Genomic DNA, 26,522 nt, shown 5'->3' with positions numbered 1-26,522 from the left:
GATGAGAACGGTCAGGAAACTGTTTTACGGCGGCGCCGCATCCGCCCTTTTGCTGGCAACTTCGATCGCGCAGGCCGATGTTACCGTACTTGGATGGCCCGGCGGGCCGGAGGAAACCGCCTTGCGTGCCGCAACAGAAATATACAACGCGCGCGCCGAAGTTGCCGAAGATGACAAAGTGAAGCTGATATTCTTCAGTCGTGACGGTTTTTTCGACAAGTTGCAGGCCGACCTTGCTGCTGGAACCGACGCATTCGACGCCAATCTCCTCGCGACATATTCGATTGGTCGCTACGCGCCTTACATGACCCCTGTTTCCCTTTCGGAAGATGCGGCGGACGTGTTCGGTGAAAGTGTGCTGAAGACCATGCAATTCGATGGCAAGCAGTACGGGGTCCCGACGGATCTTTCCCTGCATTTCCTCTACTACAGAACGGATTTGATTGAGGAACTGCTTGCAGATGAATCTGCGGCCGCGAAGTATGGCGACATCTCGGAGAAACATCTCGGTGTGCGGCTGGAACCCAAGAGCCCTGACGATTGGACCTGGCAGGATTTCGCCGCCAACGCGCTCTACTTTTCCAAAGCGGTCAACCCCGATAGTCCGACCCGCTACGGAACCGTGCTGCAGCTGAAAAACCTGCTTTTCAACATCATGGTCTTCCATTCACTGCCACGTTCTTATGGCGCGGACTGGATGGATGCGGACGGGAACATCACGGTCGACTCGGACGCCTACCGGGAAGCACTGAAGATGTACAAGATCCTTGTGGAAGCAGGCGCAACGCCCAAGGATTCGTTTTCCTATGAATATGCGGAGGCAAATTCGGCGTTCGGATCTGGCCAGGTTGCCGCGATGATTCAATGGAATGCCGCCGCCGCCGATCTGACCGATACGGAAAAAACACCGGTCACTGCCGATGTCACCAAGACAATCGCGCCGCCGACCGGGCCGGACGGCCGCTTTACCCACGTTCATGGTCTGGGTCTTGGAGTAAACGCAAACGGCAAGAACCCGGATGGTGCCAAGGCATTTATCGAATGGCTCTCAACTGAAGACGCCGCGAAAGCGTATGCGTTGGCAGGCGGTGCCACAGGCCTGACCTCGGGCGTGGTTTCCGACATTGCGAACGAGCGTCCGGACCTCGTACCGCTTGGTGAATATGCGTCCAACTACGGCTTCGTCATGAACGGCGGTACTTCCGCCAAGGCCCTGTCTGTTTACGAGTTGCAGGCAAAGGAGTTCACTGACTATCTGTCAGGTGGAAAATCGCTGGATGAGGCGCTGTCCGCAACCAAAGACGGTATGGCAGACCTTCTGAACTGAAGCTTCGTGCAGCCGGCCTTTTTTCAGGGCCGGCTGCAACAAATTCTGGATTGAGACATGACCCGATCGACCGAGAATCGGATCCTGGCGACCCCGTTGGTTCTGTTCCTTCTGGTGATGCTGGGATTTCCGACAATCCTGGATATCATCTACAGTTTTTCCGAGGTTTCCTTCGAGAACCTGCGCTCTCCAACATTTAATGGCGGTCAGAACTATATTTCCATCCTCAATGATCCCGAGTTTTGGTCGGCGTCCTGGTTTTCGATGAAATTCGGGTTGGCAACCGCGTTTGCCGAATGCATCCTGGGCCTTGTTCTTGCCGTGTACCTTGCACCGATCATTCGCAAGAATACCTGGATGATTGCCGTCCTCATCATGCCCATGATGATCGCGCCCGCGATGATGGGGCTGATGTACCGGCTGTTGCTGCATGAATTTGTAGGTGCCCTGCCGCACTATATGTTCTACTGGCTGGGCGACAGTCCCGCATTCTTGAGCAGGGAAAACGTGTTCACGACGGTCTTCACGATCGAAACGCTGCAATGGACACCATTCGCATTCCTGTTGTTTTTCATGGCCTACGAGGCCATCCCCGGAGAAATGCGGGAGGCTGCCGCCGTTGATGGTGCACGCGGGCTGCGCATGTTCTGGCACATCGAAATGCCCATGATGCTCCCGACGATCGCAGTCGCGTTCTTCGTCCGGTTCATCGACGGCTTCCGTGTTTTCGACAATATCTTCGTCCTGACAGGCGCTGGTGCAGGCGGGGCGACGACATCCCTGTCGATCTACATCTATCTTTCGTTCTTCAGGTCCGGCGAAATTGGCAACGCGATTGCCGCATCCGTGATCCTGTTTTGTGTTTCATTTCTGGCCCTGTTTTTTGCGGGACGGCTGCTTCGCAGGAGCGGTGCATGAGTCAGAAGGTCAAAAATCTGATCCGTTGGCTGGTTTTCATTCTGGTAGCGTTGATCATCAACTTTCCGGTCCTTGCCACTCTGTCCGCATCACTCAAGACAGCGGCTGAAATCAGCCGAAATCCGGGGATTTTCGTGCAGAGTCCCACGCTTGAGAATTATGCTTCGATTTTGGAAGTTTCCGAGCGTCTGAACATCTTTTCCTATCTCCAGAACAGTCTGATAGCGTCGACAATCGCGTCCGTGCTGCCGATTGTTCTCTGTTTTCCGCTTGCATATGCGGTTGCCCGGAGGGGCTATGGCAAGAGTTTGATATTTCCGACCGTCGTAAACCTGCGGGCGATGCCGCTGATCATCTTCGCGATCCCTCTTTACATGATGTACCAGAGCGTTGGATTGCTCGACACACCACTTGGACTTGGCTTGATCCTTGCGGTGGTCAATTTGCCTCTTGCGCTGCTGATCCTTGTCAACGCCATCAATGATGTTCCGTTCGAACTGGATGAAGCGGCGCGGATCGACGGTGCGCGCATCTTCGTCATCCTGCTGAAGATCGTGTTTCCCATCTGCCTTCCGGCCTTGGCGACGGTCTTCATATTCAGCTTCATTACGGCCTGGAACGAGTTTCTATTCGGTCTGATGCTGACCACGACGGACGCCGTTCCGATGACCGTTGGTGCATCGTTTTTCTTTTCGTCCGGTGGTGGTGGCGTTCAATGGGGTGTCGCAGCAGCCGTTATCATCGTGGCGTCCGTCACGCCCGTGGTCCTCGGGATCCTGATGTACAAGCACATCAGCCGGTCAATGATCGCTGGAGCGGTAAAGGGATAACTTGTGACCTGTCACGATTTATTCCGGCATCGGATCCACGAAGTACCCTTTTCAAGGTGCTTTGCTCCATCCGCAGTGCTTACCCCCGAAAACCCCGTGTCATCCAGTCTTGCATTCATGGAGGCGGGTGTTTCCGGGAGTTTGCGTCATTGCCATTCACGCGGCGCGCAAGGATGCGAGAAACTGCTGAAGCTCGCGTTTCAGAACATCGGATTGACTGTTGAGGTCGTCCACTACCGAAACAACGCGTCCGGCAGCCTCGCTGGATTGTTGCGCAGCGCTGTTAACTTCCAGGATGTTCTCGGAAACATCCTGCGTTCCCGATGCCGTTTGCTGGATGTTTGTCGCAATGTCGCGGGTTGCCGCGTTCTGTTCTCCGACGGAGAATGAGACCGCTTCTGTCATTTCGCTGATTTGAGACATTGCCTGCACAACATTTTCGATTTCGCCAACAGTAACGTTCGTCGATTCCTGCATGGTACCGATCTGCTGCCTGATTTCCTCAGTCGCCTTTGCTGTTTGCGATGCAAGTTCCTTGACCTCGGATGCGACCACGGCAAAGCCTTTCCCGGATTCGCCCGCTCTTGCGGCTTCGATCGTCGCATTCAACGCCAGAAGATTTGTCTGCTCTGCGATCGCGTTGATGAGATCAACCACGTCACCGATCTTTTGTGCGCCATCCGACAGACCTTGCACCGCCTGGTTGGTCGATATCGCACGTTCCTTGCCCTCGGCTGCCAATCCTTTGGCGTCATCAACCTGGCGTGTGATCTCCTGGATGGAATTCGATAATTCCTCCGAGGCGGACGCAACCGTTTGTGCTGTGACGGTAGCCTCTTCAGAAGCGCTTGCGACAGTGGTTGCACGAGACGTGGTTTGTTCAGAAGCTTCCGACATGAATTGCGCGGTGGCTTTCATCTCATCTGCTGCAGATCCCACCTTTTCAACCACACTCATTACGCTGGCTTCAAGATTGTCGGCCATTTCCAACGTTGCGTTTCGCTTTTCTTCCTCGACTCGCAATTCATTCCGGGTCTGCTCTTCGCGCAAACACTCGGATTCTATTGCATTTTCCTTGAACACCTGAACCGCATCCGCCATTTGTCCTATCTCGTCCCGGCGCCCCCGCGCCGGTATCGTTGCGGACGTATCTCCACTGGCAAGTCGCTCCATGGATGCCGTCATTTCCACGACTGGCCTGGAGATGGCACGACCGGTCAAAAAGGCAAGCAAAACACCGATCACGATGGCCGCACCCGCAACAGCCTCAACCGTGACAACCGCGTTTTGAATATCTTCAGTGGATCGCGGCCCGACGGTATCCTGGGTTTGTTTGTTTGCCAGCTTGATTTGTTCCATTTCGTCAGCAAGCCTGGGCCCGATCTTGTCGAGCGTATTTGCAATGACGCTGTTGCGCGCCTGGATGACTTCCACAACCTTTTTGAACGTCGATTTGTAGCCGCCAGCAAGCTGAACCAGCTCCGTAGCAAGTTGCCTGCGCGTAGGATCTTGCAGTTCCTTGAGCATCTCTGCTGCTGTTTTTTCAAAATCGTCGAGTTCCTGGTTGGACCGGTTCGCACTGGCTTGTTCATTGTCGACAAGAAAGCGATTGGAATAGAGCCTTGCCAGCAATAGATGACGCAGTGAGATACCTGCTGAAAACGCGGCAGATGCGTCGCCATCTTCGTAGGCGCTCTTCATGATCCTGGTCAGCGTGCGTTCTGATTCCGGTCCGACAGTGTTCAGTTCGTCTACCAATCCGTTTCTATCTCCAACAAGCTTGGTGACCTGGTCGAAGGACGAGCGGTAAATCGCGATCTGGTCAATCGCAGAGACGATCGTTTCAAGATGCTCGCTGTCCTGAAAGAGGGCTTCTGCTTCCTGGATGATTTTTTCGGTTGCTTCTGCGCGGGTTCTAACAACCTCGGCAGCATCTTCGGAATTCTTGATGATATAGTCTTTGACACCAAGACGTGCAGACAGAAGGTTTGCCTGTATGCGGCCCATCTGGTTGGTCTGGCGCGCAAGCGTCCTGTAGTCTTTAAAGTCCTGATTGGCGCGAGTAAGACCGAAATACGAAGCGGCAGATACAATTGCCAGGAGGACAAGTATTATACTTGACCCCAATGCTATCTTTTTACCAACCTTCAAGTTTGTCAGAAGGTTTCTTTTGTTCGAAAGACCTTCACGTGATTTCTGATCTTTTTTAAGGAACATGGAATTTTCCTTTCGACTACCCATCGAACGTGATGCGCAAATCCGGATTCATTGCCCAATTGCGGCAGCAACAACTCGGTACACGTTATGCGAGAGCAACCTAAGGTAGGGTTAACGGGAAAATTGCTTTATTTAGGTGCAAATACTTATTAATTGGATTTTTTTCAATAATATGGAAAATATACCTGACTATTTTGAAATAAATTTCAAAAATATACGCTAGTTAAAATTGTATGGTAAATGCACTAGCAAATTCTATTTCGTAAAAATGACAATATGTATTAAACTATTCCTACGTGACGTGGTTATTTCAAGCGTCAATAGGGTCAAAACATACACAGAGGACTGAGCGGGAGCTGGAGACCGTTGGCTATCGGCTCAGTCTTCGCCCGAAAATGTCTTTCCGCGGAACTCAAGATTCGGCTATTCTCTCAAGACCGCCATGCTGTCGCTGTCCCATCCGATCCATACGGGTTCGGAGCCGACCGATTGACCGACATCCGCATCCACAAAGGCGCGCAGCCTTGCGCCTTGCGCTTCCTCGATCATCAGATCGACCGACATGCGGCTCCCGAGAAAGGTCTTGCCGACAACAGTTCCCTTCACCGCATTTTTGTGATCGGGGCGGGCCGCATGAAACCCCAGCTTCTCCAGTCGAACAGATGCAGTGATGGTGTCACCCACCCGGGGCCGATGGCCCTGTGATTGGCCTTTCAGGGTCTGGCCGAACCAGTCCATCACGATCGCTTCACCGTCCTGACCGCGCATCTCGCAGGTCAACAGGTTTGTTTCGCCAATGAATTCAGCGACAAATCGTGTGGCCGGGTGGAAATACAGTTCTTCAGGTGTGCCGTCCTGTTCGACCCGGCCATGGTTCATAACCACAATTCGGTCGGACATCGTCAAGGCTTCTTCCTGGTCATGGGTCACGAAGAAAAAGGTCTTGTGCGTTCGCCGCTGGATCGCTTTCAACTCCTGCTGAACCTGACCGCGCAGTTTTGCGTCCAGCGCAGCCAATGGCTCATCCAGCAGCAAGAGCGCGGGATCAGGTGCAAGTGCCCTTGCCAGAGCCACACGCTGTCGCTGTCCTCCGGACAACTGACCCGGATATCGATCGCCATAGCCATCCAGTTCCAGGAAGGACATGATCTCGTCCTGTCTAAGGCGAATGTCGGCCTTGCTCATGCCCTTGAGTTCAAGTCCGAAAGAAATGTTCTGGCGCACGGTCATATGAGGAAAGAGCGCATAGTCCTGAAACACCATGTTCACATGCCGCTTTTCCGGCGGCTGCAGTGTCACATCCACATCGTCCAGAATGACGCGGCCAGCCGTCGGACGCTCAAACCCACCCAGGATGCGGAGTGTCGTCGACTTGCCGCAACCTGATGGGCCCAGGAAAGTGACAAATTCGCCTCTCGCGATATCCAGCGTGAGGTTGTCAAGCGCAACGGTGTCGCCGAATTTCTTGGTGACACCCTCAATACGAACAAGAGGATTTGAGTCAGTCATTTCAGGTATCCTTGCTCATTCGGCGCGTGAAACGCTCCGCCCAAATGCCGATTGCCGCCGTCAGAACCAGGGCGATGGTCGCAATGGCATTGATTTCAGGTGACATGCCGGACCTGAGTTTGGCGAAGATCAGAACGGGCAGGGTCGGTTCGTAACCTCCAAGGAAGAAGGAGCGAACGAAGTCATCAAAACTGAGAAGCAGACAAAAGATGCTGGCGCCTAGGATGGCCGGCACAAGATAGGGCAGCGTAATCCGCAAAAAGGCGATGATCGGGTCCGCACCCAGATCGCGCGCAGCTTCAATCTGGCTTTTCGGCAGTGTCGACAACCGCGCCATGACCACCAGGGCCACAAAAGGCACGTTGTGGACCGCATGCGCCCAGACGATCGCTCCCATTCCCGGCTCGATACCAAGCCACCGGGCATAAATCCGGAAAGCAATTGCGGAAATGATCCCGGGGACCAGCGCAGGCAAGACGGTCAAACCGAACATCGCTGTCCGGCCGAGGAATTTCCGGCCTTCCAGAAGAACCGCGATCCAGGTTCCCACAAAGACGGAAATCATGGTTGCCAGTACCGCAATGACGACCGAATAGACAAACGCAGACGGTACAGCGGCGTCGTCGAAGACCCCGGTATACCAGTCAAGAGTCCAGGATCGGATCGGAAAGCCTATGAACTTGCTGTCCTTGAAACCCATGAGGATCATCAAAAGCAAGGGAACAAAAACATAGAGAACAAATGCCCAATAAACGCAGGAGAGCAGAATGCGGTTACCACGGTTCAATTCGTGTCTCCTTTGCGCAGAGAGTTCATGAGTTTCTGGAATGCACCGGTAAGGAAGATTGCGGCGACGAACATGATTGTTGCAAAGGCCGCACCTGTCGGCCACTCATCGCCTGCAACATGGAAGAACCCTGCAATCGTTTCTGCAAACACCGTCGTGGACGGGCCTCCGAGCAGAACCGGGGTTGCATAAAAACCGGTCGATATCAGGAATACCAGAGTGCATCCCGAGGAGATCCCTTCAAGCGTCAACGGAAGCGTAATCCGACGAAAACGTGTCCAGGCCGAAGCGCCAAGGTCTGCAGCAGCCTCGTTGTAACTTCTGGGAAGTTTTTCCAGCGCGGAATAGAGCGGCAACAGCATGTAGAGCGCGGTCAGGTACACGATCCCCACACCCATGGAAAAGCTTGTGTACATAAAGGGGATTGGCCGATCGATCAGGCTGAGCCACTTGAGCAACTGGTTTACCGCGCCGGTGTTTCCCAAAAGGATCATGATGGCATAGGTGCGCACGATTTCACCGACCCAGAACGGGATAAGCAGCAGCAGAAGCATCAGCATCTGGTTTTTGCGACTGACATGGCGCGCAAGAAAGTAGGCGACCGGATAGGTCAGGATCAATGTGCAGAAGGTGAAGACACCGGCGAAGGTGAGTGTCCGGAAAAACGGCTGCCAGAAAATGTAATCACCGAAAAAGCGGGCATAGTTGTCCAGGGTGAAATGCTGTTCGACCCCCGGTGCCACCGGATAGGCGTCGGTAAAACTCACCCGCAGCATCTGCAGCATGGGTCCAAGGTGCTGGGTGAGCACCCATAACAGCGGAAATGCCGCGAGAATAAGAAACTGGCGGCGTGGTGATGCAGTCGCAAGCCCGACCACCAACCGGTATGGTGTCCAGCTTGATAATGTACCCCAGAACGTCAGACGCTTTCTGTCCGCGGTGTCAGGGCCGCGACCAGCGCGTGGAGCGACGTCATCGCTCATGCCGGATTCTCCCAATCAATCTTGAATGCCTTGCCCGCCCGACGGGCGGGCAAGGGTACATCTGCCGGTCAGAGCAACGGCTCAGGCGGCCTTGATGGCTTCAACCGCCGGATCGACAAGCCCGTACTTCATCTCGTTTGCCTCGGCACGGAAGAACTGAAGGTTCTCAAGTTCGTCATCCGAGAACGAAGTCGACTTCTTTTCCAGGTCCGTCAGGTATTGCGACGCATCCTTGTAGGTGGAGATAAAGCCGGACGCCTTGGTCATCGATGCGCCGATCTCCGGAGAGGCAAGGATGGCGTCAAGGAAGGTATAGGCATTGTCCGCATTGGGTGCGTTGTTGGCGATGTTGTAGGTATAGACGAAGCCGTAGGAGCCTTCCTTCGGTATGGTCATGGCCAACGGAAAGCCGTCATTGATGAGAGCCGCCGCCGGACCGTTCCAGCTGTGCCCCAGGGCGATATCCTGGTTGATGAACATCTGCTGCACTTCGGCGCCGCTGTCGTAATACTTTCTGACCAGCGGCTTTTTCTCGATCAGGAATGCCTTGGCTTCCTCGACGATTGCAGCTGCTTTTTCCGGGTCGTCAAGATATGCGACCATGTTGCCGTCGTAGCCCATCTTGAGCATGACGATCGACATCATGTCCTGGATGATATAAGCGGTCTGACCCTTGTATTTCTCGGAAAACAGAACGTCCCAGCTCCTGGCTTCCTCGGGGCTGACGAGGTCCGTGTTGTAGGACAGGACTTCCATGCCGGACAGGATCGGCGCACCCCATTTGTTGCCGTTGATCGTGGACCAGTCGCTTTCCGAGAACGTTGGATTGATGTTTGCCCAATTGCTCAAACGGCCGGTGTCGAGCGGAGCAAGAAGGTCGCTGTCGATGAACTGAAGGAAACGGTGACCCGCCACAGTCATGATATCCACTGTGGGATTGGGTGCTTCGGCGGCGAGCAGGTTGAACTGCTTGCCCTGGTCGTCCACCAGGCGGATGTTCACCTTGATACCGGTGTCCGCTTCAAACTGCTTCTTGAAGGCTTCAGGGACAAAGTCGTTATACGTCCAGATATTCACTTCACCGCCAGCGGCGTTCGCGCGGCGGAGATAGGCTGGGCTGGCCAGAGTTGCCGCGCCAACGGCGGCAGTCCCCAGGAAGCGTCGGCGGTTAATGGTAAGTTTGGTCATCTTAGCGTCTCCTAGTCGGTTAAGTTTGATCCATCCTTTTTGCATTATGTTTCTGGAGTGGATGGTCTGTGCAGCACCCCGGTCCGGGACGCATGCTGCAAGTCGCAAAGGCTGTAGCTTTCCATATCCAGCGCATGGAGAAATTCGTTTTCCTGCGCGAATTCCCGGCCATACATTGCCGAAAATAACCTAATCCCGGCCTCATGCAACGCGGCGGGTCTGTCTACCAGCCGGCCCAGTGCAGCTGTCACCTGAAGTCCATAGGGAACGTCTTCGGTAACATAGCGGCTGTCCGCCGTCGTCGGGCCAAGACCGCCGTAGCCGTGGGTGTGCATTTGCTGGTTCATTTCAGAGATCGTCCCGATGGGCACATGAAAACTCTGGTGAAAGTGCTCGAAAATGGTTTTCACATCCAAATTCAGTGCTTTGGCAATTGCAAGCCGCTCAAGGTCAAGTTGTTCCAGCAAGCGTCCCACCTTCGGTGTCACGTTCAGGCCCTGGCTCCAGTCTTCGCCCCGTTCCATTCGGGTGATGTTGCAAAGAGCAATCCCGAGGTGGTTCTGCGGATTGAGATTGGACAGCAAGATGGCCAGCAAGCCGTCACGTGGTTTGAACCGGTCACCAAACAGCAATTGGCACAAATCCAGTCCATCATCGGATGCGGCCTCAGGTACCGTACACAGGTCAACGCGATTGCGAATGGTGTTGACGCGTACCTTGTTTCCTTCAAGCCGGCGGCCGGAGACGATGGTTGTGCCCCACGCGGTGACCGGTGCGCTTACGCCGCGCGCCATCAGGGCCTGTGTCAGGTAAACGGCACCGAAGGAAGCATGGGAGGAGATGATGATATGCTGACCCTCACGGATATGGGGTACCAGCGCATCCATGACACTCTTGTGTCCGGTCGCGGGCAACGCGAGGATCAATGCGTCGCAACCCTCTGCCAGTTCCTGCGCGGAATTGGCAATGTCCGGCGTGAATTCCGTTTCGATCACGCCATGGGCCAGCAGGGGGGTGGTTTCAAAGACCGTCGTGCTCGTGCCGGAAGGCGACCAGAGCGTGGGTATGTGCTTGTTTCGGTGCAATAGCGCTGCGGTACCGCATGCTATCGCACCCGCACCAGCAATGCCTATGCGCATCGGGTTTTTCATGCCGTTTCCTTTCGGCTCACCGGATCACCCAGAACGTGCATCAACCGGTTCGCCCATCCGAACAGAGACGAAGACAGGATCAGATCAAAGATCTCTTCGTCGGACAGGCCGGCATTCGCCAAGGCCTCGATGTCTTCCGGACCTGCAGAAGGCGGCGCCTCGGCGGCCTTTCGGGAGAAATCGAATATAGCCCTGTTTCTGGGGTCCAGGTCCGCCTTTTCACCCTTGGCGAACAGCTCGTCGGTTACGGATTCATCCTTTGACAGTTTTGCATGACGGTCTGCATGAACCGCCGCGCAATAGACACAGCGATTGACCATCGAAGCCGCAAGGGCGCCAAGTTCGCGTTCCTCGCGCGACATGCCGCCACGGTCATACATGATGGCGTTGAACAGCGGTGAGCGAACGGACAGGCTTTCAACATCATGGGCCAGGGTCAAAACGTAATCCGACACCTTCGTGTTGGAAGGGGTGACCTTGAGTGCATCGAGTTGTTGCGGAGTTGCTTCCTCAAGCTTGACCGGCACAACGCGGGGCTGCCATTCGGGAACCTTGCGGGTGAACTTGTGGACGATACGGGTCATGCGCTCTCTCTTTGCATCAGTCGCAATCCTGCGATCACGCGCACCTGGAAAGCGAGAAATGCGACCAGTTCGCACAGCCGCACGATATCGGCGTCGGAAACACCTGCAGCCTGCAATCCTGCAACATCTTCCGCGGCGGCTTCCCTTGTCTGGTTCGCAACCTTGTCGACGAAGGACAAGACAGCGGCCAATTCGTCCTGCTGACCTCCTGTTTCTTCAGGGTCAGCCAGAGTTGAATACTGCCCCGCATCCGCAGCATAATAGGCCGCAAGCCTCTCGTCGCCGGCCAAGCGGGCGACGCGCGCGGCAATTGCGGCGCGCAGGTCATGCGCGAATGCTCCAGAGTCCTTCGGACGCAGCACGGCTTCCTCGGCAACTTGTGCCATTCCGATTATGTTGCCGCGCGAAGACACGACGCCGGACAATGCGCTGTTCTGTGTCACGCCGGCTTTGCTCAAGATCGTCATGTCGGAGATGTTCATACCGCCTGGCTCTCTTTCGGTCGTGCGCCGGCCTGAAGCTCCGTCGGTTCCCATTCGTCACCGAGTAGTTCAGGCGTGTCGTAATCCTGCATCCCCTGCCAGTGGGCCCCGATATCCTCGCTGTAGAGCGAGGCTGCAACGGCGCGGCACAGCCAGGCGGCTCCATCGCTAATTCCCGGAATGTCGCCACTCACCTTGCCCAGGCTCGCGGACGCGCCGTAGTTGAAGCAGTAGACATTCTTCAGCCAGGGTGCCTTGCCGGGTGTCTTTTCCCGGAAGGTGAAATCGGAATTCAGATAGGGAAAACGTCCCAGGTCATCGGACTCTTCACCGTCCGGCGCAGTATACACGTCGTGCCACAGAAGGATCTCGGCTGCCTTATCGCCAAATTCCGTCCTGGCCATGGGGTCAATGACGAAACCGGTCCCCAGGATGACGAAATCCGTCTCGTATGATGTGCCGTCGGCAAAATGGATGCGTGCACAGCTGCCGCTTTGCTCGATACGGGTGGTCGCCTTGTTGAAATGGAAGTACGCATTCGGATGACGGCTGACACGCAGCGTCGACCCGCGTGGCGACGGGGTTTGCGTTGCAAAGCTGTATTGCATGAAGCGCCAGCGCCACTCGTCGGGCAACTCGGCATAGCCGGCGGTAAATCCGTAGCTGCCGATACCCATCATCTTGTTGATCGTTGGCATTTCCTTGCGGCGGACCAGGTGACGAACCTCCGTCGCACCGTGTTCGAGCGCTTCCGCAGAATTATCCACCGCGGATGCTCCCACGCCGATAACGGCAACGCGTTTGTCCTTCAGGCTGGCGAAATCAATCTCGTCCGCGGTGTGCGCCCACAGATGCGCCGGAAGTCCCTTGATGAAATCTGGAATGTTCGGACCACCCGTACCGTCCCGGCCCGTTGCAAAGACCAGCTTCCGGGTCATGATCGTGCCTGTTTCCGCTCCGGAGACGGTCAGCTTCAGCAATTCACCTTCCGGCTCCACGTGGTCGACGGAAACACCGTTTTCGATCGGTACCTCAAGAACGTCGCGATACCAGGACAGGTAGTCCATCCACATCGTGCGAGGTATCTTGTCCAGGCTGTCCCAGGCCTCAGTCCCAAACTGCGCGCGATACCAGGCCTGGAACGTCAGGGAGCCATGTCCGTATGCAGGTCCGGTCAGAAATTTTGGTGACCGCAGGGTTTCCATGCGCGCATATCCCAGCCATGGCCCCTCGTATCCTTTGGTGGCCCGGTCCAGGATGCGCATATTGCGTATGCCACCGGTTGTCATTGCCAACCAGGCGACCATGCCGCACATGCCGCCACCGATGATGACGACATCGGTTACACCGTCTTGTTGCGGTACCCAGTCCTTGGAAGGATAGCAAAGAAAATCCAGATCATCCTTGAGCCGCGCCTCAAGCACCGCCAAGCCTTTCGAGTCAATAGAACTTGGAATTTGATTCATCGTACAGGCCATCCAGGACTTTCTCTGAAACAGAGCTCAAACGATCAGTGGTTCGTTGACACCGCGATACGGGCAGGGGTGTTTTGCAAGCGCAACAGGGGAACGAATACAGGTGAGGTGCGCCAGTCAGATACGCCAGAGCCTGAAACTCTGCCGACGACCACGTTCATGACTGCTGCGATGGCCTTATTCCGTTCCGATCTGAACATCTCAAAGACAACCGCATTCATAAATCCAAATGTCATTGCGCCGGTCCCCTTACCGATTGCACAGTAGCTTGCTATGCTAATTCTGCATATTCATGCGTCAATGATAGCTTACCGTAATGATAGGTTCTCTAGTATGTCAACAAAGAATAATGGGCGACCTGACATTCGCTCAATGGAAGCATTTGCTGCGGTGGTCCGATATGGATCCATGACGGCTGCTGCCCAGAAGCTGTCGGTGAGCCAGCCTGCGGTCACGAGAATGGTAAGAGATCTGGAAGCGCGTGTGGGGTTTGCGCTCTTTGAACGCAACGGACCCAAAATCTCTCCCACGGAGAAAGGGATCAAGTTTTTCGAAGAATCGCAGCGGGTCATGGCGAACCTGTCGCAGTTGACCGAACGGGCGCACGCAATCAGGGACGAAAGAATTGCGGCCATAGATATCGTCGCAACCCCGACAATGTCGGCTGGTCTGGTGGGGCCTGTGCTGTCGCGTGTCTCGGATGTTCTGCCCGATTTTGTACATGTCGAAACGACGACCTCCGAACGGGTTCTGCATGCCCTTCGTCAACGTACGGCCGATCTGGGATTTTCCGCCTATCCAGGGGACCATGATCAATTGAAGTGTCTTGCACGCTTTGAATCGCTGGTTGTTGCAGTGGTCAAGAAAGGCAGCCGTCTTGATGGCGACGGGCCAATTCCTCTGTCAATTTTCAACACCGAACGGCTGGCAACAATTTGCAATGGATATGGCATTCGTGACGCAATCAATCGCGCATTTGAAAAGCAGAAGATCAAACCATCCTCCGAAATTGCCACCAATTCTTCCTTGAGTGCGGCAATGGCCGCGCGGGCAGGCCTCGGCGTTGCCCTGTGCGACCCGGTCACCGCGCTGGGCGTGCCGATTGACGGCGTGTCGATTCGGCCCTTGTCCGCAAAAATAAGCTACGCCTGGGGACTGTTTGCCAATGATGAAAACCCGCTGAAAGACCGGCTCAACCTGCTGGTTGACGCCTGCACGGCGGAGAGTGAAAAAATCGTGCAAAACGTCAACAGGCTGTGCAAGTGACCACGGCTGAGCGCTCGGTCTCATCACTCGCCGGACAGACGGCAGCAGGTGACACCGCCGCTGTCATCGGTTTGGGAAACTACCGAAATCCTTGAGAAACCCGGCTTCTCAAGTCTTGATCTTTGCCATTTTCGGGTCGTAAAGTGGTGCAAGCGTAACCTCCGCTTTCACGCGTTCGGTTCCAACCTCAAGCTCATAACCGGCGTCAAGGACGTGGTCCCTGGTCACGCCGCCGGGATGGCGCACATAACCAATGCCGATACTCTTTCCAAGTGTATGGCCATATCCTCCCGAGCTGAGCCAACCACAACGTTCGCCGTCGCGATAGATCGTTTCCCGGCCTGACAGGATAACGTCGCCGTCGGTTGTGAACGTTGCGAGCATTTTCTTCACGCCGCCCTCGCGCTGCGCCTGAACGGCACTGCGCCCCTTGAAATCGGCATTGGTCTTCATTTTGACCGCCCAGCCGAGACCGGCTTCGTCGGGTGTATGATCAGGGCCGATATCGGACCCCCAGGCGCGATAGCCCTTTTCCAGACGCAGGGTCTCAATTGCGCGGTAACCGGCATTTCTCATGCCGAGCGGCATTCCTGCCTCGTGCAACGCGTCGTAAACCGTTTGCGCATATTCGGTCGGCAGATGCAGTTCCCAGCCGAGCTCCCCGACATAGGTAATGCGAAGCGCCAGCACCGGGCAGCCGGCGATGCCGATGCGGCGCGCCTGGCCGAATGGGAACGCCCCGTCGCTGACATCGGCGCGCGTACAGCCCGCCAATATGTCGCGCGCCTTCGGGCCAAACAGGGAAAGCACGGCATTTGACGATGTGACATCCACAAGCTGGGCGTTCAACCCATCAGGTATGTTGCGATTTATCCAGTTGAAGTCATGCGTGGCAAAGCCAGTCCCGGTGACGATGTAATATTCGTCAATGGCCGTGCGGACACAGGTCAGGTCACACTCAATGCCACCTCGATCGTTCAGCATCTGGGTGTAGATGATGGACCCGACGGGTTTGTCCACGCGGTTGGCGGCAATCCAGCTCAGGGCCGCTTCCGCGTCGGGCCCTTTCAGGATGAATTTGGCGAATGACGTCTGGTCGAACAGAACGGCGGCCTCACGGGCAGCCTTGTGTTCACGCCCGACCGGATCGTGCCAGTTCGGTCGCTCGAACGTATAGATATCACGCGCTTCCTCATCGGCCTCCGCGAACCAGTTGGGGCGTTCCCAGCCAAGTTTTTCACCAAATACGGCGCCGGCAGATTTCAACCGGTCGTAAAGCGGAGACCGCCGGCAGGGCCGACCGCTGTCATGTTCTTCCGATGGCCAGGCCATTGTGTAGTGCTTGCCATAGGCTTCCAGTGTGCGGGTCCGCACCCAGTCCGTGTCCGTGTGCGGGCGGCCGAAGCGCCGGATATCAACCGGCCAGAGATCATAGGGTGGTTCGCCCTTGGCAACCCATTCAGCCAGTGCCATTCCAGCGCCACCGCCTGCTGCAATGCCAAAGGCATTGAAACCGGCTCCGATGAAGACATTCGCCATTTCGGGTGCTTCGCCCAGAATGAAATTGCCATCCGGGGTGAAGCTTTCCGGTCCGTTGACCAGTTGTTTGACGCCAACGCTTTCCAGAGCGGGAACGCGGGGCAACGACAGCTCCACCAGTTGTTCGAAGTGATCGAAATTGCTGTCCAGAAGCTGGAAATCGAACGGATCCGGCACACCGCCGACGGCCCAGGAAATGCCATTGGGCTCGTAACCGCCCATGACAAGTCCGCCGACTTCCTCCTTGTAATATGTCAACCGGTCCGGGTCGCGGAGCGTCGGCAAGTTCGAGGGGACGCCAAAGGCTTCCGTGATCATGTATTGGTGCTCGACCGACACGAGGGGCACCGTGACACCAATCGTTGCTGCCAGTTCGCGTGTCCACTGGCCACAGCACAGAACCAGCTTTTCACAGGCAATATCGCCTTGCGCGGTGCGTACTCCTGTAATCTTCCCATGTTCGGTCAGGATTTCGGTGACCGGCATGTTTTCAACCAGTTTCGCACCACCAGCCCGTGCTCCCTTGGCAAGGGCCTGGGTGATGTCCGAAGGGCTTGCCTGACCGTCCGTCGGCAGAAAGGCGGCGCCAACGACATCGCTGATATCCATGAGCGGCCACAGGTCCTGCGCTTCCTTTGGTGTCAGAAGCTGCATGTCCAGGCCGAAACTGTGTGCCGTAGTCGCCTGCCGTTTCACCTCTGTCCAGCGTTCTTCATTGCAGGCGAGCCGGAGACCGCCGTTCATCTTCCAGCCGGTGGCCTGCCCCGTTTCTGCTTCCAGCCTGTCATAAAGCGAGATCGAGTAGCCAAGAAGCTGGGTAATATTGGCGTTGGAGCGCAGCTGACCAACCAGGCCTGCAGCATGCCAGGTGGATCCGGACGTCAGGGCCGCCTTTTCCAGAAGCAGGACTTCCTGACCCATCTGCGCCAGATGAAAGGCCGTGGAACATCCGACAATACCGCCGCCAATGATAATGATCTTCGAAGATGAGGGGAGTGTCATGAGGGCTCTCACAATTCACGGAATTCGGAAAGGGCGGCGTTCAGCCGGTCCATGTTTTCGCTTGTGTATGCGGCGTAGTCGAAGTCCAGGTCCGAGTGGATTTCGGAGGTCATTGACCAAAGGGTTTCACGCATCAGGGACGTGCATTTCATGGCCTTGTAGGCACGCCAGTTTGTTTCGGGGCGGGCATCAAAATACTGCTCGAGCATGGCGCGTTCCTGCAATTCGGTCAGGCCATTGTTGGAGGCAAGTCCGGCAAGATCGAACAGAGGCGAATTGAAACCACCATATTCCCAGTCGATCAGCCACAGTTTGTCGCCATCATCGAGCAGATTGGCGGCAAGAAGATCATTGTGACCGACAACAAGATCGACCGGTCCGACCGCTGCCTCGAGATCAGACAGAGTGTTCATCAGACCCGGCAGCACTTCCGAATGAGGGGACCGGTCAGCACTCAGGCGGGCGGCATAGGTCCGATTGACCTGGAATGGCCAGAAGGCCAGCACCGGTCCTGTCAGGTGGGCGCCAAGATCGTGATGCACCCTGGAGATCAGGGCAACAATTCTTTGAAGGTTTTCCGGTTCCCTGACGTCGGCCTCCCCGAATGTTTTTGCTTCAAGAAAGTCCAGCACCAGAACACCGGGCTCCTGGTAGACAACCGCAGGCGAAAGTCCGGCACGTTCGGCGGCGCGGCTCAGAGCCAGCTCGTTCCATCGCATGACACCATGCTCGGGTATGTCATCGCCAAGCCTGACAACGAAGCGCCGGTCGCCGTCACGCACGATGAGATTGACATTGGTGATGCCTCCTCCCAGCGGAGTGATGTCCCGAGGATCGGAAAAGCAGCCAAGCGCCGCGGCGCGGGCAATTGCGGTTTCAGACATTGCTAGATCCCCAATCTTTCACGCCGACCGGATGCAAGCGCGTTGATGACCCGATCCGTTATGATCGCGATGAACGCCACCGACAGACCGGCGACAATGCCCTGCCCGGCGTTCGCCTTGGTCAGTGCGATGTAAACTTCCTGGCCGAGATCCCTTGTGCCCACGAGCGCCGTGATCACCAGCATGGAAAGCGCGAGCATGATGGTCTGGTTCAGGCCAAGGAACAGGTGTGGTGTGGCAAGTGGCAGCTTGATGCGCCACAGCAGTTGCCGACGGGTGCAGCCGGACATAAGACCCGCCTCGATCAAGGCTGGCGGGACTTCCTTGAGGCCGTGCGCCGCGTAGCGTACCGCAGGCGCCAATGCATAGAGGATCACCGCGATCATCGCGCTGAAGTCACCGACCCGGAACAGCATGACGACCGGGATCAGGTAAACAAAACTCGGCAGGGTTTGCAGGGTATCCATCAGCCCGAGAATGACACGGCCGGCCCGCGGGCTTTCGGCCGCCCAGATGCCAAGCGGAATGCCGATAATGGTCGCGATCAGAACCGACACACCGCACAGGTAGATCGTCACCATGGCCTTGGACCAAAGTCCCGACGCTGCGATGAACATCATCAGGAAACCGGCGAGCAGCCCGATTTTCCAACCACCGACCCTCCAGGCGATCAGGGCAGTTGCGATAATTCCCCATGCCCATGGAATTCCTGTGAAAAATTTCTTCACCGGAATGAGCAACCACTGCAGGATGACGGTCTTTATGGCTTCGAACGTGTCGAAGAAGTTCACGTTGATCCATTCCATCGCATTCGACCAGAACGGGCCGGTCGTCAGCGTGAGGGCGTCCGGATAGGTTTGAACGGCCGGTACGAACTGTCCGAGGATCAAGGTTGAAGCGATCACCAGAAAGACGGTGCCGGTCCATGGGTGGCGTTGCAGGATGTTGCCTTCCAGGGGATGGCGCATGCTGCGTTTCGCAAAGGCCTGACTTGCCCGGTCGAGCGCGATTGCCATGGCCACGATACCAAGTCCTGCCTCGATCCCTCCACCGATATCCAGCCGGCGCAGACTGGAGAGAACATCGAACCCGAGGCCGCCGGCGCCGATCATGGAAGCGATGATCACCATGTTCAGCGTCAGCATGATCACCTGATTGACACCAACCATCAGCGTTGGAATTGCAGAAGGAACAAGGACCTTCCACATCATCTGGCGATTGCGGCACCCGGCCATGCGACCGGCTTCGATCACTTCCTTCGGAACCGAATTCAGCGCAACAATGGTGATGCGAACCATGGGCGGCATGGCATAAATCACGGTTGCGACGAGCGCAGCGACGGGACCAAAGCCGAACAGGATCAGGATGGGGACGAGATAGGCAAACACCGGAACGGTCTGCATCAGGTCCAGGATCGGTCGCAATATGCGCTCGAACCAGCCTACCCGGTATGCCAGAATGCCGAGAAGAAGGCCGCCAACCACCCCGATCGGTACGGAAATCAAGACCGAGGCAAGCGTGATCATGGCACTTTCCCACTGTCCGAAGACGGCGAGGTAGAGAAAACAGACGCCGACAAGAACAGACAGGAACCAGTCGCGTGCATAGTGTCCGACCGCCATGATCGTCACGATGACCGCGATCCAGCTCAGCGCAGGTGCCACTTGAACGGCGGTCTCCCCGACACCGCTGGTAAACCCCTCGACCAACAGGTTGCGCAACACCTGGTAGGGGGCTTCGATCATTGCAGAAATGGCCCGGGTGAGATCACGGAACGAAAAGAAATAGAATCCGGCACTGCCGACCAGCCAGTCCAGGAACTCGCTGATATGGTTTTCGAGCGGCAACTGCCAGCTTTTGGGAAACCGGACGATCCAGCGGGCATCAAGTGCCTTGTAAAGTTGAAACGAATAAGTCGATAAAAGCCAGGTGCTTGTGAACAGCACCCCCCAGAATAGTGCGTCTGATTTCAGAGCGCGGGGGATCATCTGCGCCCTACCAGCACATCAATCACCGCCTTGCGGGAAATCTGACCAACCTGCCTGTCGCCTTCCATGACCTTGTGAGGCAGGTCGGAGGCTTCCACCGGATCCGCAATGACCTCGATCACGGCATCATGCGCAACCTCACCGGCGAAGCTGTCGCCGTTCACGGGCTCCATCACCGAGGCAGCGCGTATCACCTTCGCACGGCTTACATGCCGCGTGAACTCCGCCACATATTCGGTTGCAGGCTGCAGGACGAGGTCCTCTGGGGTCGCGACCTGTTCAATGATCCCGTCCTTCATCACTGCAATGCGATCTGCCAGACGGATGGCTTCGTCGAAATCATGGGTAATGAAGACAATCGTCTTGTGAAGGATGTTTTGCAGACGCAGGAATTCATCCTGCATTTCGCGGCGGATCAACGGGTCAAGCGCCGAGAAAGGCTCGTCGAGAAACCAGATTTCAGGTTCGGCCGCCAGGCTGCGGGCAATGCCGACACGCTGCTGCTGACCACCTGAAAGTTCACGCGGGAAATAGCTTTCACGCCCCTTGAGACCCACCAGTTCCACAACTTCATGCGCGCGTGCTTCACGGGTCTTCTTGTCGACGCCTTGAATTTCAAGGGGGAAAGCCGCGTTTTCCAGGACCGTCAGGTGTGGCAGGAGCGCGAATTGCTGGAACACCATGCCCATCTTCTTGCGCCGGATCTGGATCAGTTCTTCTTCGCTTGCGCTGAGAAGATCTTTACCCTCAAAGCGGATTTCTCCAGCAGTGGAATCCACAAGCCGCGACAGGCATCGCACAATCGTCGATTTGCCGGAGCCCGACAGCCCCATGATGACAAATATCTCGCCCTTCCGGATCTGGAGATTGACCGCCCGCACCGCCCCGATGAGATTTGCCGCTTCCAGATCTGCTGAGGACGGGTCAGGGTTGGTGTTCAAAAACGTATCGGCCTGTGCGCCGTAGAGCTTCCATACGTTCCGGCAATCGAGAATTACGGGCTTCGTCATCCAGTCCTCGGTGGAGGTTTATTCCCGGGGTCGGGAAACTTGTCTTGGCTGTCATCCGGACAAGTGTCCGGCACGCACCAAACTCAGGCTGGTGCGTGCAGGAATTATGGGACGGGTTTATTTGGCGATCCAGCCTGACCAGGTGTCCTTGTTGTCAGCCATCCAAGCTGCAACCGTATCGTCGACCGACTTGCCGTCGAGATCGACTTCGGTGACCATGGCACCATAGTCGGCATTGGAGAGTTTGAAGTTCTCGATCGCCTTCGCGGCTCCGGGCCACTTGTCCGCAACACCTGCCCAGCTGACTTTCCAGATCGGGCCCCGCGGCTTGCCGCAGTCATAGGCTGCATCCGGGTTTACCCCGACCGATGGGTCGCTGTAGCACTCGGGCGAGAACGGCGGGAATTCAACGAATTCGCCATCGTATTTTGCAGGCGCCCAGTGTGGCGCATAGACCCAAAGGATGATCGGGTCCTGCCGTTGATACGCTGCTTCCAGTTCAGCGAACAGAGCCGCATCCGTGCCTGCATGGACCACTTCAAAGTCCAGTCCCAGAGCCTCGACACGTTCCTCATCAAAGCCACCCCAGGTAACCGGACCACCGAGATACCGGCCAAAGGGGGCTGTTTCAGGCGTGGAGAATTCTTCTGCGCAATCCTTCAGCGCTTCCCAGTTCGGCAGGCCCGGGCACCGCTCCTTCATGTAGGCCGGATACCACCATTCCTCGATCGCCTGGAGACCGGTTTCACCCAGATTAACGACGTCGCCTGTCGCGAATGCCTCATCCATTGCCTCGCGGCCGGTGGTTTCCCAGATTTCCATGGCGACATGCAGGTCGCCGGTCTTCAATCCTGCGAACTGGGCGATGTAGTCAGCCTGGACATATTCAACATTGTATCCGGCTTCCTTCAGGACTTCGCCCATGAGCTTGGTCGTGATCAACTGGCCGGACCAGTCGTGCAGAGTAAGTTTGATCGGATCGCTGGACTCGGCTGCGAGTGCAGGCGCAACGGCCAGCATGGCGGACAGTGCTAATGAAACGCGCTTCATAATTTCCTCCCTGTCGAGAATTGCCAATACGGAACTGCGCATGCGTCACGCTCTCGGCAGCTAGCCAACTTGGCAAAACACTCCCTAGACTGTCAGCATAAATCAACAAAAAGCAACATTTAGGTTCGACTTTTGTGGATTTTAGATACATTTTGAGCCTTAAGCGTTCATTCAACAGACAAAAAACATGAGAAACACGGGAGATTCACAGTATGCCGGATTATTCGGACAGACTGGAAAAGGCATTGGAGATCACAGGAGACGCCGCAGCTGTCAGTCTCGCCTATTTCCGGAATGATCCTGCAACCGAAACCAAGGCAGATCAAAGCCCGGTCACGCTCGCGGACAAGGCAACGGAAAATTCCCTCAGGGACAGCATTCAACGAAACTTTCCGGGTGAAGCGATCTTCGGTGAAGAATTCGGCCAGACCGGAGATGGTGACAAGATGTGGATCATCGATCCGATTGACGGCACGCGGTCGTTCATTGCCGGATTGCCGCTTTTCGGAATGCTGCTTGGATTTCTGGTCGAAGGACGTCCGAAAATGGGTGTCATCCGGATGCCGGCGCTCGATGAAGTCTATTCAGGAGGTGAGGGGCTGCACGCCGCCTGCAACGGGACATCGATCAGGGTCAGCGAATGCCGTTCGCTGGATGGCGCACGTCTCTTTGTCAATGAAGGTGACAAGCTGGCCGTACGCGAACCTGAGGCATTTCAGCGCCTCGTTCGTGCGAGTCAGTTGCGCAGGATGGCGGCTGACTGCTACCCGCACGCGCTTGTGGCACGCGGGCTTGCGGATGCCGTCGTGGACTACGATCTGCAACCCTATGACTATCTGCCGGTTTCCGCCGTGGTCGAAGCGGCCGGCGGTATCATGACCGACTGGCAGGGCAACCGGCTGACAATGGCATCGGACGGGCGAACTGTCACAGCGGCAACCCGGGAGCTGCACGCCGAAATCCTGGCTTTGCTCAACCAGCCCTGACGGCAGCCACATGGGCATCGAAGGCAGGGTCCTGCATCAACGCGCGGCAACGGTCGAACCGACCGGTCGCATAAGCCCAGAAGTCCTCGGCAGGATTGTTGTCGGCAAGTTGAATGAGCCCCCAAAGGGTCCACAACAGGTCGCACATGGCCTTGTAGATCACTACGCGGCCCGTTTCTGCCGCCGTGGGACCACGTTTGAAATACGCCTCCAGCATCTCTGCGTCCTGTTCTGGGGTCATGCCGGCTTCGACCGAAAGGTCACCAAGATCCCACAATGGATCGTTCATGCCGGAATATTCCCAGTCGACGATCCACATTGTCGTGCCGTCATCCAGGAAGTTTTCGCAAAGCGGATCGCAATGACACGGAGCAAGTGGCAGATCGGCAGCCGCCAACACGTCTCCGATGGGCATCGCTGCTGCGACGACATCCTGGTAGCCTTCCGGGAGCGAGACATCCTTGGTTGAAAGAACCTTCAGGTAGTCATCGATCATGGAAAAAAGTTCGAATCGAAACCGGAAGGTTTCGCCGGAAGTGTGCAGCTTGGCCAGCGCCATCCCCGCGCGGCCCGGGGAACCGGTGCGTGACCTGAAAAGATCGGGGGTCATGGTTTCGATCCCGTCTATCGTGCGCGTGATCATGATGCCGGTTGCAGCATCCGCATAAAGAACATCGGCGGAGACACCGGCGTCGGCCGCGGCTTCCGCGTTGTGCTTTTCCACGGCGCGATCGATGTATTCTTCGGTGTTTTCACCCGGAATGCGGACGATGACTGACTGGTCGGCAAGATCCACACGGTGCACCAGGTTGGTCAGGCCGCCGAGACGCGTGACATGCCTTGCTGAATTGACATGTGCAAATTGCGGCGCAGAGCGCAGTGCCTCGAGTACTTTTTCAGCATGTTCAGTCATGTTTCCCCCGTTCATCCCTTGAGCGCGGTGTCGTCCGGATCATAGAGCGGGCTCTCCGCCTGCGTGACCGGGTAACGCTCGCCAAAAACCTCCAGACTGAATTCAGCCCGGTCCCAATGCTCCTTGTCCAGATAACCACGCACAATCGTGCGGTTCACCGTATAACCAAAGCCGACAGAGGTCGTCGACGAGACGACCTGATCTCCCAGCAATATGGTTTCGCCACCCGTGAGCGGCAGATGGTCCTGTGTCACGAAAGTGCACAGCCTGCGTTCGATGCCATTCTTCTTTTGTGCTTCCAACACCTGCCGTCCGAGAAAATCGCCTTTGGATTTCAGGTGAACACGAAACCCGAGACCTGCCTCGATCGGCGTGTAATCCGGTGTGACATCACCCGACCAGTAGACATAGCCTTTTTCCATTCTAAGGCTCTCGATGGCCCGGTATCCGACATTGGCGATGCGGTGTTTTGCTCCGGCCGCCCAGAGTGTGTCGTAGACATGAGCCGCAAATTCCGTCGGGACATGCAGTTCATAACCGCGTTCTCCGACATAACCGATCCGTGCTGCACGTACCGGCGCCGCGCCAACGACAATTTCCCTCATCGTCGAAAAAGGGATGGCTTCATTGGAGACATCACTTTCAGAAGCCGTTGCCAGAACATCGCGCGACTGCGGACCGACAATGTTGATCACGGCATAACCGCTCGTGACTTCCACAATGTGCACAGAAGAATTCTCCGGCAGGTTGCGTCTGACCCAGTCGCTGTCGTGGACGCCAAAACCGGATCCGGTCACCAGATAGAAGCGGTTCTGATCCAGGCGGATGATTGTCACATCCGCCTCCACGCCGCCGGACCCGTTGCACAATTGCGTATAGATGACCGAGCCGACCGGCTTGTCCATGTTGGAGACGGCCATCTGCTGCAATGCATCGAGCGCGTCGGCACCGATGATCTCGAATTTCGAAAAGCTGGACTGGTCGATCAATGCGACCCTCTCCCGCACAGCCCTGTGCTCTTCGGCGGCATATTTCTTCCAGCCTGGATCGAGGAAGTCCAGCTGATCAACCGGCTCAACCCCGTCAGGCGCGAACCAGAGCGGTCGTTCCCAACCGTTCTTCGAGCCGTAGACAGCTCCGCGATCCTTGAGTTTCTGGTAGAGCGGCGACAATCTCAGTTGCCTGGCGCTTTCATGCTCCTGTCCCGGATACCTTTTCTTGTAGTGATGGGCATAGTGCTCGACAGCGCGCGGATACATGAAGCTCCGGGTTCCGTGATGCGGTCCGAAGCGGCGCACGTCAAGGGGCCAGAGATCCAGCGACGGGCGTCCTTCAACCACCCATTCGGCAATCATCTCCCCGGCGCCGCCGCCGGCGGCGATGCCATAGAGAAATCCCGTTGCCATCATAAGATTGTCGAAGCCGGGTTGCCAGCCCATGACAAAGTCACCGTCCGCGGAATAGGGGATCGGACCGTTGATGACCTGGCGGATGCCGACTTCATTGACAATTGGTGTCACCTGGCTGGCAAGGTTTGCCAACGGCAGAAAGCGATCCAGATTTTCAGGCAGCAGCTGGCGCACGAAAGATCCGGGAATACCATGATCTCCGAAGGGAAGGGTGCCTTCTTCATAGCCACCAATGACCAGGCGGCCGGCGACATCCGGCTTGTAGTACACAAGACGTTCCGGATCCCGAAGTGTCGGGAAATGGCCGACTTCGGTTCCGGTGGGTTCGGTAACGATATATTGGTGTTCGACTGCGCAGGCAGGTACACGAATGCCCAGCTTTTCTCCAAGTTCACGGCTCCACATGCCGGCTGCCAGGATGATCGTATCTGCTTCGAATGTTCCCTGGCTCGTCTCGACTGATGTGATCCGTCCGTTTGAGACGGTAAAATCGCGTACCTCGCACCCCTGGCGGATGTCGGCTCCCTGGCGACGCGCAGCGCCGGCGACGGCCTGGCAGAGTGAGGCCGGATCAACATAACCGTCAGAGGGAATGAACGCTGCACCTTCCAGGCCGCGTGCCTCGATCAGAGGGAACAGATCCTTTGCTTCGCCGGGCGAGACTATCTGCATTTCCAGATCGAAACTGCGTGCCATTGTTGCCAGCCGCCTGGCCTCCAGCAGGCGCTCCGTGGTTGCCGCAAGTCTGAGCGAGCCGGTTTTCTTCCAGTCGAATTGCATGCCTTCCTCGTTCTGAAGGCGGTCATACATTTCGACGGATTTCTTCAGCATGCGGGTCGTGTTGCGTGACGAGCGCAACTGTCCGACCAGACCGGCCGCGTGCCAGGTCGCCCCTTCCGTCAGGCCAGCGCGTTCCAGAAGAACCACATCCCTCTCCCCCATTCGGGTCAGATGATAGGCAATCGAGCAACCGATGATGCCGCCGCCGATGATCAGATGTTTGGCAGAGTGTTGGGTCATATTT

Annotated in this window: 21 protein-coding genes; 5 read left to right on the top strand and 16 right to left on the bottom strand. The window is 56.4% G+C overall.

The window, feature by feature from the left end:
• Window position 1 precedes the first annotated feature (1 nt).
• From LA5095_RS06085 to LA5095_RS06075, 3 genes are read left to right on the top strand one after another with little or no spacing between them, the layout of a single operon-like run.
• Window positions 2-1,327, top strand: a complete 1,326-nt coding sequence (locus LA5095_RS06085; protein ID WP_055113071.1) for an extracellular solute-binding protein — start codon at window positions 2-4, stop codon at window positions 1,325-1,327.
• A 57-nt stretch (window positions 1,328-1,384) separates the two neighbouring features.
• On the top strand, window positions 1,385-2,245 hold the full coding sequence (locus tag LA5095_RS06080) for a carbohydrate ABC transporter permease (RefSeq protein WP_055113068.1): 861 nt from the start codon (window positions 1,385-1,387) through the stop codon (window positions 2,243-2,245).
• The gene (locus tag LA5095_RS06075; RefSeq protein WP_029061246.1) at window positions 2,242-3,075 is read left to right on the top strand and encodes a carbohydrate ABC transporter permease; all 834 of its coding nucleotides are present in this window, start codon (window positions 2,242-2,244) and stop codon (window positions 3,073-3,075) included. The genes LA5095_RS06080 and LA5095_RS06075 overlap by 4 nt, the downstream gene beginning before the upstream one ends.
• A gap of 156 nt (window positions 3,076-3,231) precedes the next feature.
• Here LA5095_RS06075 and LA5095_RS06070 read toward each other — a convergent pair whose 3' ends face one another.
• From LA5095_RS06070 to LA5095_RS06030, 9 genes are all read right to left on the bottom strand, one after another.
• Complete coding sequence (locus tag LA5095_RS06070; protein ID WP_268873262.1) at window positions 3,232-5,292, bottom strand: HAMP domain-containing methyl-accepting chemotaxis protein; 2,061 nt, start codon at window positions 5,290-5,292, stop codon at window positions 3,232-3,234.
• Between the two features lie 423 nt (window positions 5,293-5,715).
• A complete protein-coding gene (locus tag LA5095_RS06065) occupies window positions 5,716-6,801 on the bottom strand; it encodes an ABC transporter ATP-binding protein (protein ID WP_055113064.1) in 1,086 nt (361 codons plus the stop codon).
• A 1-nt stretch (window position 6,802) separates the two neighbouring features.
• Window positions 6,803-7,588 (bottom strand): ABC transporter permease, encoded by a 786-nt coding sequence (locus LA5095_RS06060; protein ID WP_029061243.1) that lies wholly within the window; start codon window positions 7,586-7,588, stop codon window positions 6,803-6,805.
• Entirely contained in the window at window positions 7,585-8,571 is a 987-nt protein-coding gene (locus LA5095_RS06055; RefSeq protein WP_055113062.1) for an ABC transporter permease, read from the bottom strand. Before LA5095_RS06055 ends, LA5095_RS06060 begins: the two co-directional genes overlap by 4 nt.
• Before the next feature lie 81 nt (window positions 8,572-8,652).
• The gene (locus LA5095_RS06050) at window positions 8,653-9,759 is read right to left on the bottom strand and encodes an ABC transporter substrate-binding protein (protein WP_055113060.1); all 1,107 of its coding nucleotides are present in this window, start codon (window positions 9,757-9,759) and stop codon (window positions 8,653-8,655) included.
• Window positions 9,760-9,803: 44 nt separating this feature from the next.
• Window positions 9,804-10,898 (bottom strand): NAD/NADP octopine/nopaline dehydrogenase family protein, encoded by a 1,095-nt coding sequence (locus tag LA5095_RS06045; RefSeq protein ID WP_208992611.1) that lies wholly within the window; start codon window positions 10,896-10,898, stop codon window positions 9,804-9,806.
• An 8-nt stretch (window positions 10,899-10,906) separates the two neighbouring features.
• On the bottom strand, window positions 10,907-11,494 hold the full coding sequence (locus tag LA5095_RS06040) for a peroxidase-related enzyme (protein ID WP_055113055.1): 588 nt from the start codon (window positions 11,492-11,494) through the stop codon (window positions 10,907-10,909).
• Window positions 11,491-11,976, bottom strand: a complete 486-nt coding sequence (locus LA5095_RS06035; RefSeq protein WP_055113053.1) for a hypothetical protein — start codon at window positions 11,974-11,976, stop codon at window positions 11,491-11,493. Before LA5095_RS06035 ends, LA5095_RS06040 begins: the two co-directional genes overlap by 4 nt.
• Window positions 11,973-13,442 carry an NAD(P)-binding domain-containing protein gene (locus tag LA5095_RS06030; protein WP_055114194.1) on the bottom strand — a complete coding sequence of 490 codons (1,470 nt, stop codon included), beginning with the start codon at window positions 13,440-13,442 and terminating at the stop codon, window positions 11,973-11,975. Before LA5095_RS06030 ends, LA5095_RS06035 begins: the two co-directional genes overlap by 4 nt.
• 381 nt (window positions 13,443-13,823) lie before the next feature.
• Here LA5095_RS06030 and LA5095_RS06020 point away from each other — a divergent pair, with 381 nt between their 5' ends.
• Window positions 13,824-14,717: a LysR family transcriptional regulator gene (locus tag LA5095_RS06020; RefSeq protein WP_055113049.1), complete on the top strand. Its 894-nt coding sequence runs from the start codon at window positions 13,824-13,826 to the stop codon at window positions 14,715-14,717.
• A 108-nt stretch (window positions 14,718-14,825) separates the two neighbouring features.
• Here LA5095_RS06020 and LA5095_RS06015 read toward each other — a convergent pair whose 3' ends face one another.
• The 5 genes from LA5095_RS06015 to LA5095_RS05995 all read right to left on the bottom strand — a co-directional run bounded on the left by LA5095_RS06015 (window position 14,826) and on the right by LA5095_RS05995 (window position 22,190).
• A complete protein-coding gene (locus LA5095_RS06015) occupies window positions 14,826-17,258 on the bottom strand; it encodes a GcvT family protein (RefSeq protein ID WP_055113047.1) in 2,433 nt (810 codons plus the stop codon).
• 8 nt (window positions 17,259-17,266) lie between these two features.
• A complete protein-coding gene (locus LA5095_RS06010; RefSeq protein WP_055113045.1) occupies window positions 17,267-18,142 on the bottom strand; it encodes a choline/ethanolamine kinase family protein in 876 nt (291 codons plus the stop codon).
• Window positions 18,143-18,144: 2 nt separating this feature from the next.
• Window positions 18,145-20,130, bottom strand: coding sequence for an ABC transporter permease (locus tag LA5095_RS06005; RefSeq protein ID WP_055113043.1), 1,986 nt, complete (start codon window positions 20,128-20,130; stop codon window positions 18,145-18,147).
• Window positions 20,127-21,140, bottom strand: coding sequence for a quaternary amine ABC transporter ATP-binding protein (locus tag LA5095_RS06000; protein WP_055113042.1), 1,014 nt, complete (start codon window positions 21,138-21,140; stop codon window positions 20,127-20,129). The genes LA5095_RS06005 and LA5095_RS06000 overlap by 4 nt, the downstream gene beginning before the upstream one ends.
• Before the next feature lie 117 nt (window positions 21,141-21,257).
• The gene (locus LA5095_RS05995) at window positions 21,258-22,190 is read right to left on the bottom strand and encodes an ABC transporter substrate-binding protein (protein WP_055114192.1); all 933 of its coding nucleotides are present in this window, start codon (window positions 22,188-22,190) and stop codon (window positions 21,258-21,260) included.
• A 212-nt stretch (window positions 22,191-22,402) separates the two neighbouring features.
• Here LA5095_RS05995 and LA5095_RS05990 point away from each other — a divergent pair, with 212 nt between their 5' ends.
• Entirely contained in the window at window positions 22,403-23,176 is a 774-nt protein-coding gene (locus tag LA5095_RS05990; protein ID WP_055113040.1) for an inositol monophosphatase family protein, read from the top strand.
• On the opposite strand, the gene LA5095_RS05985 is transcribed toward LA5095_RS05990, so the two are convergent.
• Both LA5095_RS05985 and LA5095_RS05980 read right to left on the bottom strand, forming a co-directional pair.
• Window positions 23,163-24,089 carry a choline/ethanolamine kinase family protein gene (locus LA5095_RS05985; protein WP_055114190.1) on the bottom strand — a complete coding sequence of 309 codons (927 nt, stop codon included), beginning with the start codon at window positions 24,087-24,089 and terminating at the stop codon, window positions 23,163-23,165. The genes LA5095_RS05990 and LA5095_RS05985 overlap by 14 nt on opposite strands.
• An 11-nt stretch (window positions 24,090-24,100) precedes the next feature.
• Window positions 24,101-26,518: a GcvT family protein gene (locus LA5095_RS05980; protein WP_055113038.1), complete on the bottom strand. Its 2,418-nt coding sequence runs from the start codon at window positions 26,516-26,518 to the stop codon at window positions 24,101-24,103.
• Between the last annotated feature and the right edge of the window lie 4 nt (window positions 26,519-26,522).

The sequence above is a fragment of the Roseibium album genome (assembly GCF_001404515.1).
Taxonomy (GTDB): Bacteria; Pseudomonadota; Alphaproteobacteria; order Rhizobiales; family Stappiaceae; genus Roseibium; species Roseibium album.
The sequence above is the reverse complement of the archived record's forward strand: the minus strand, read 5'-3'. Positions and strand labels throughout refer to the sequence as shown.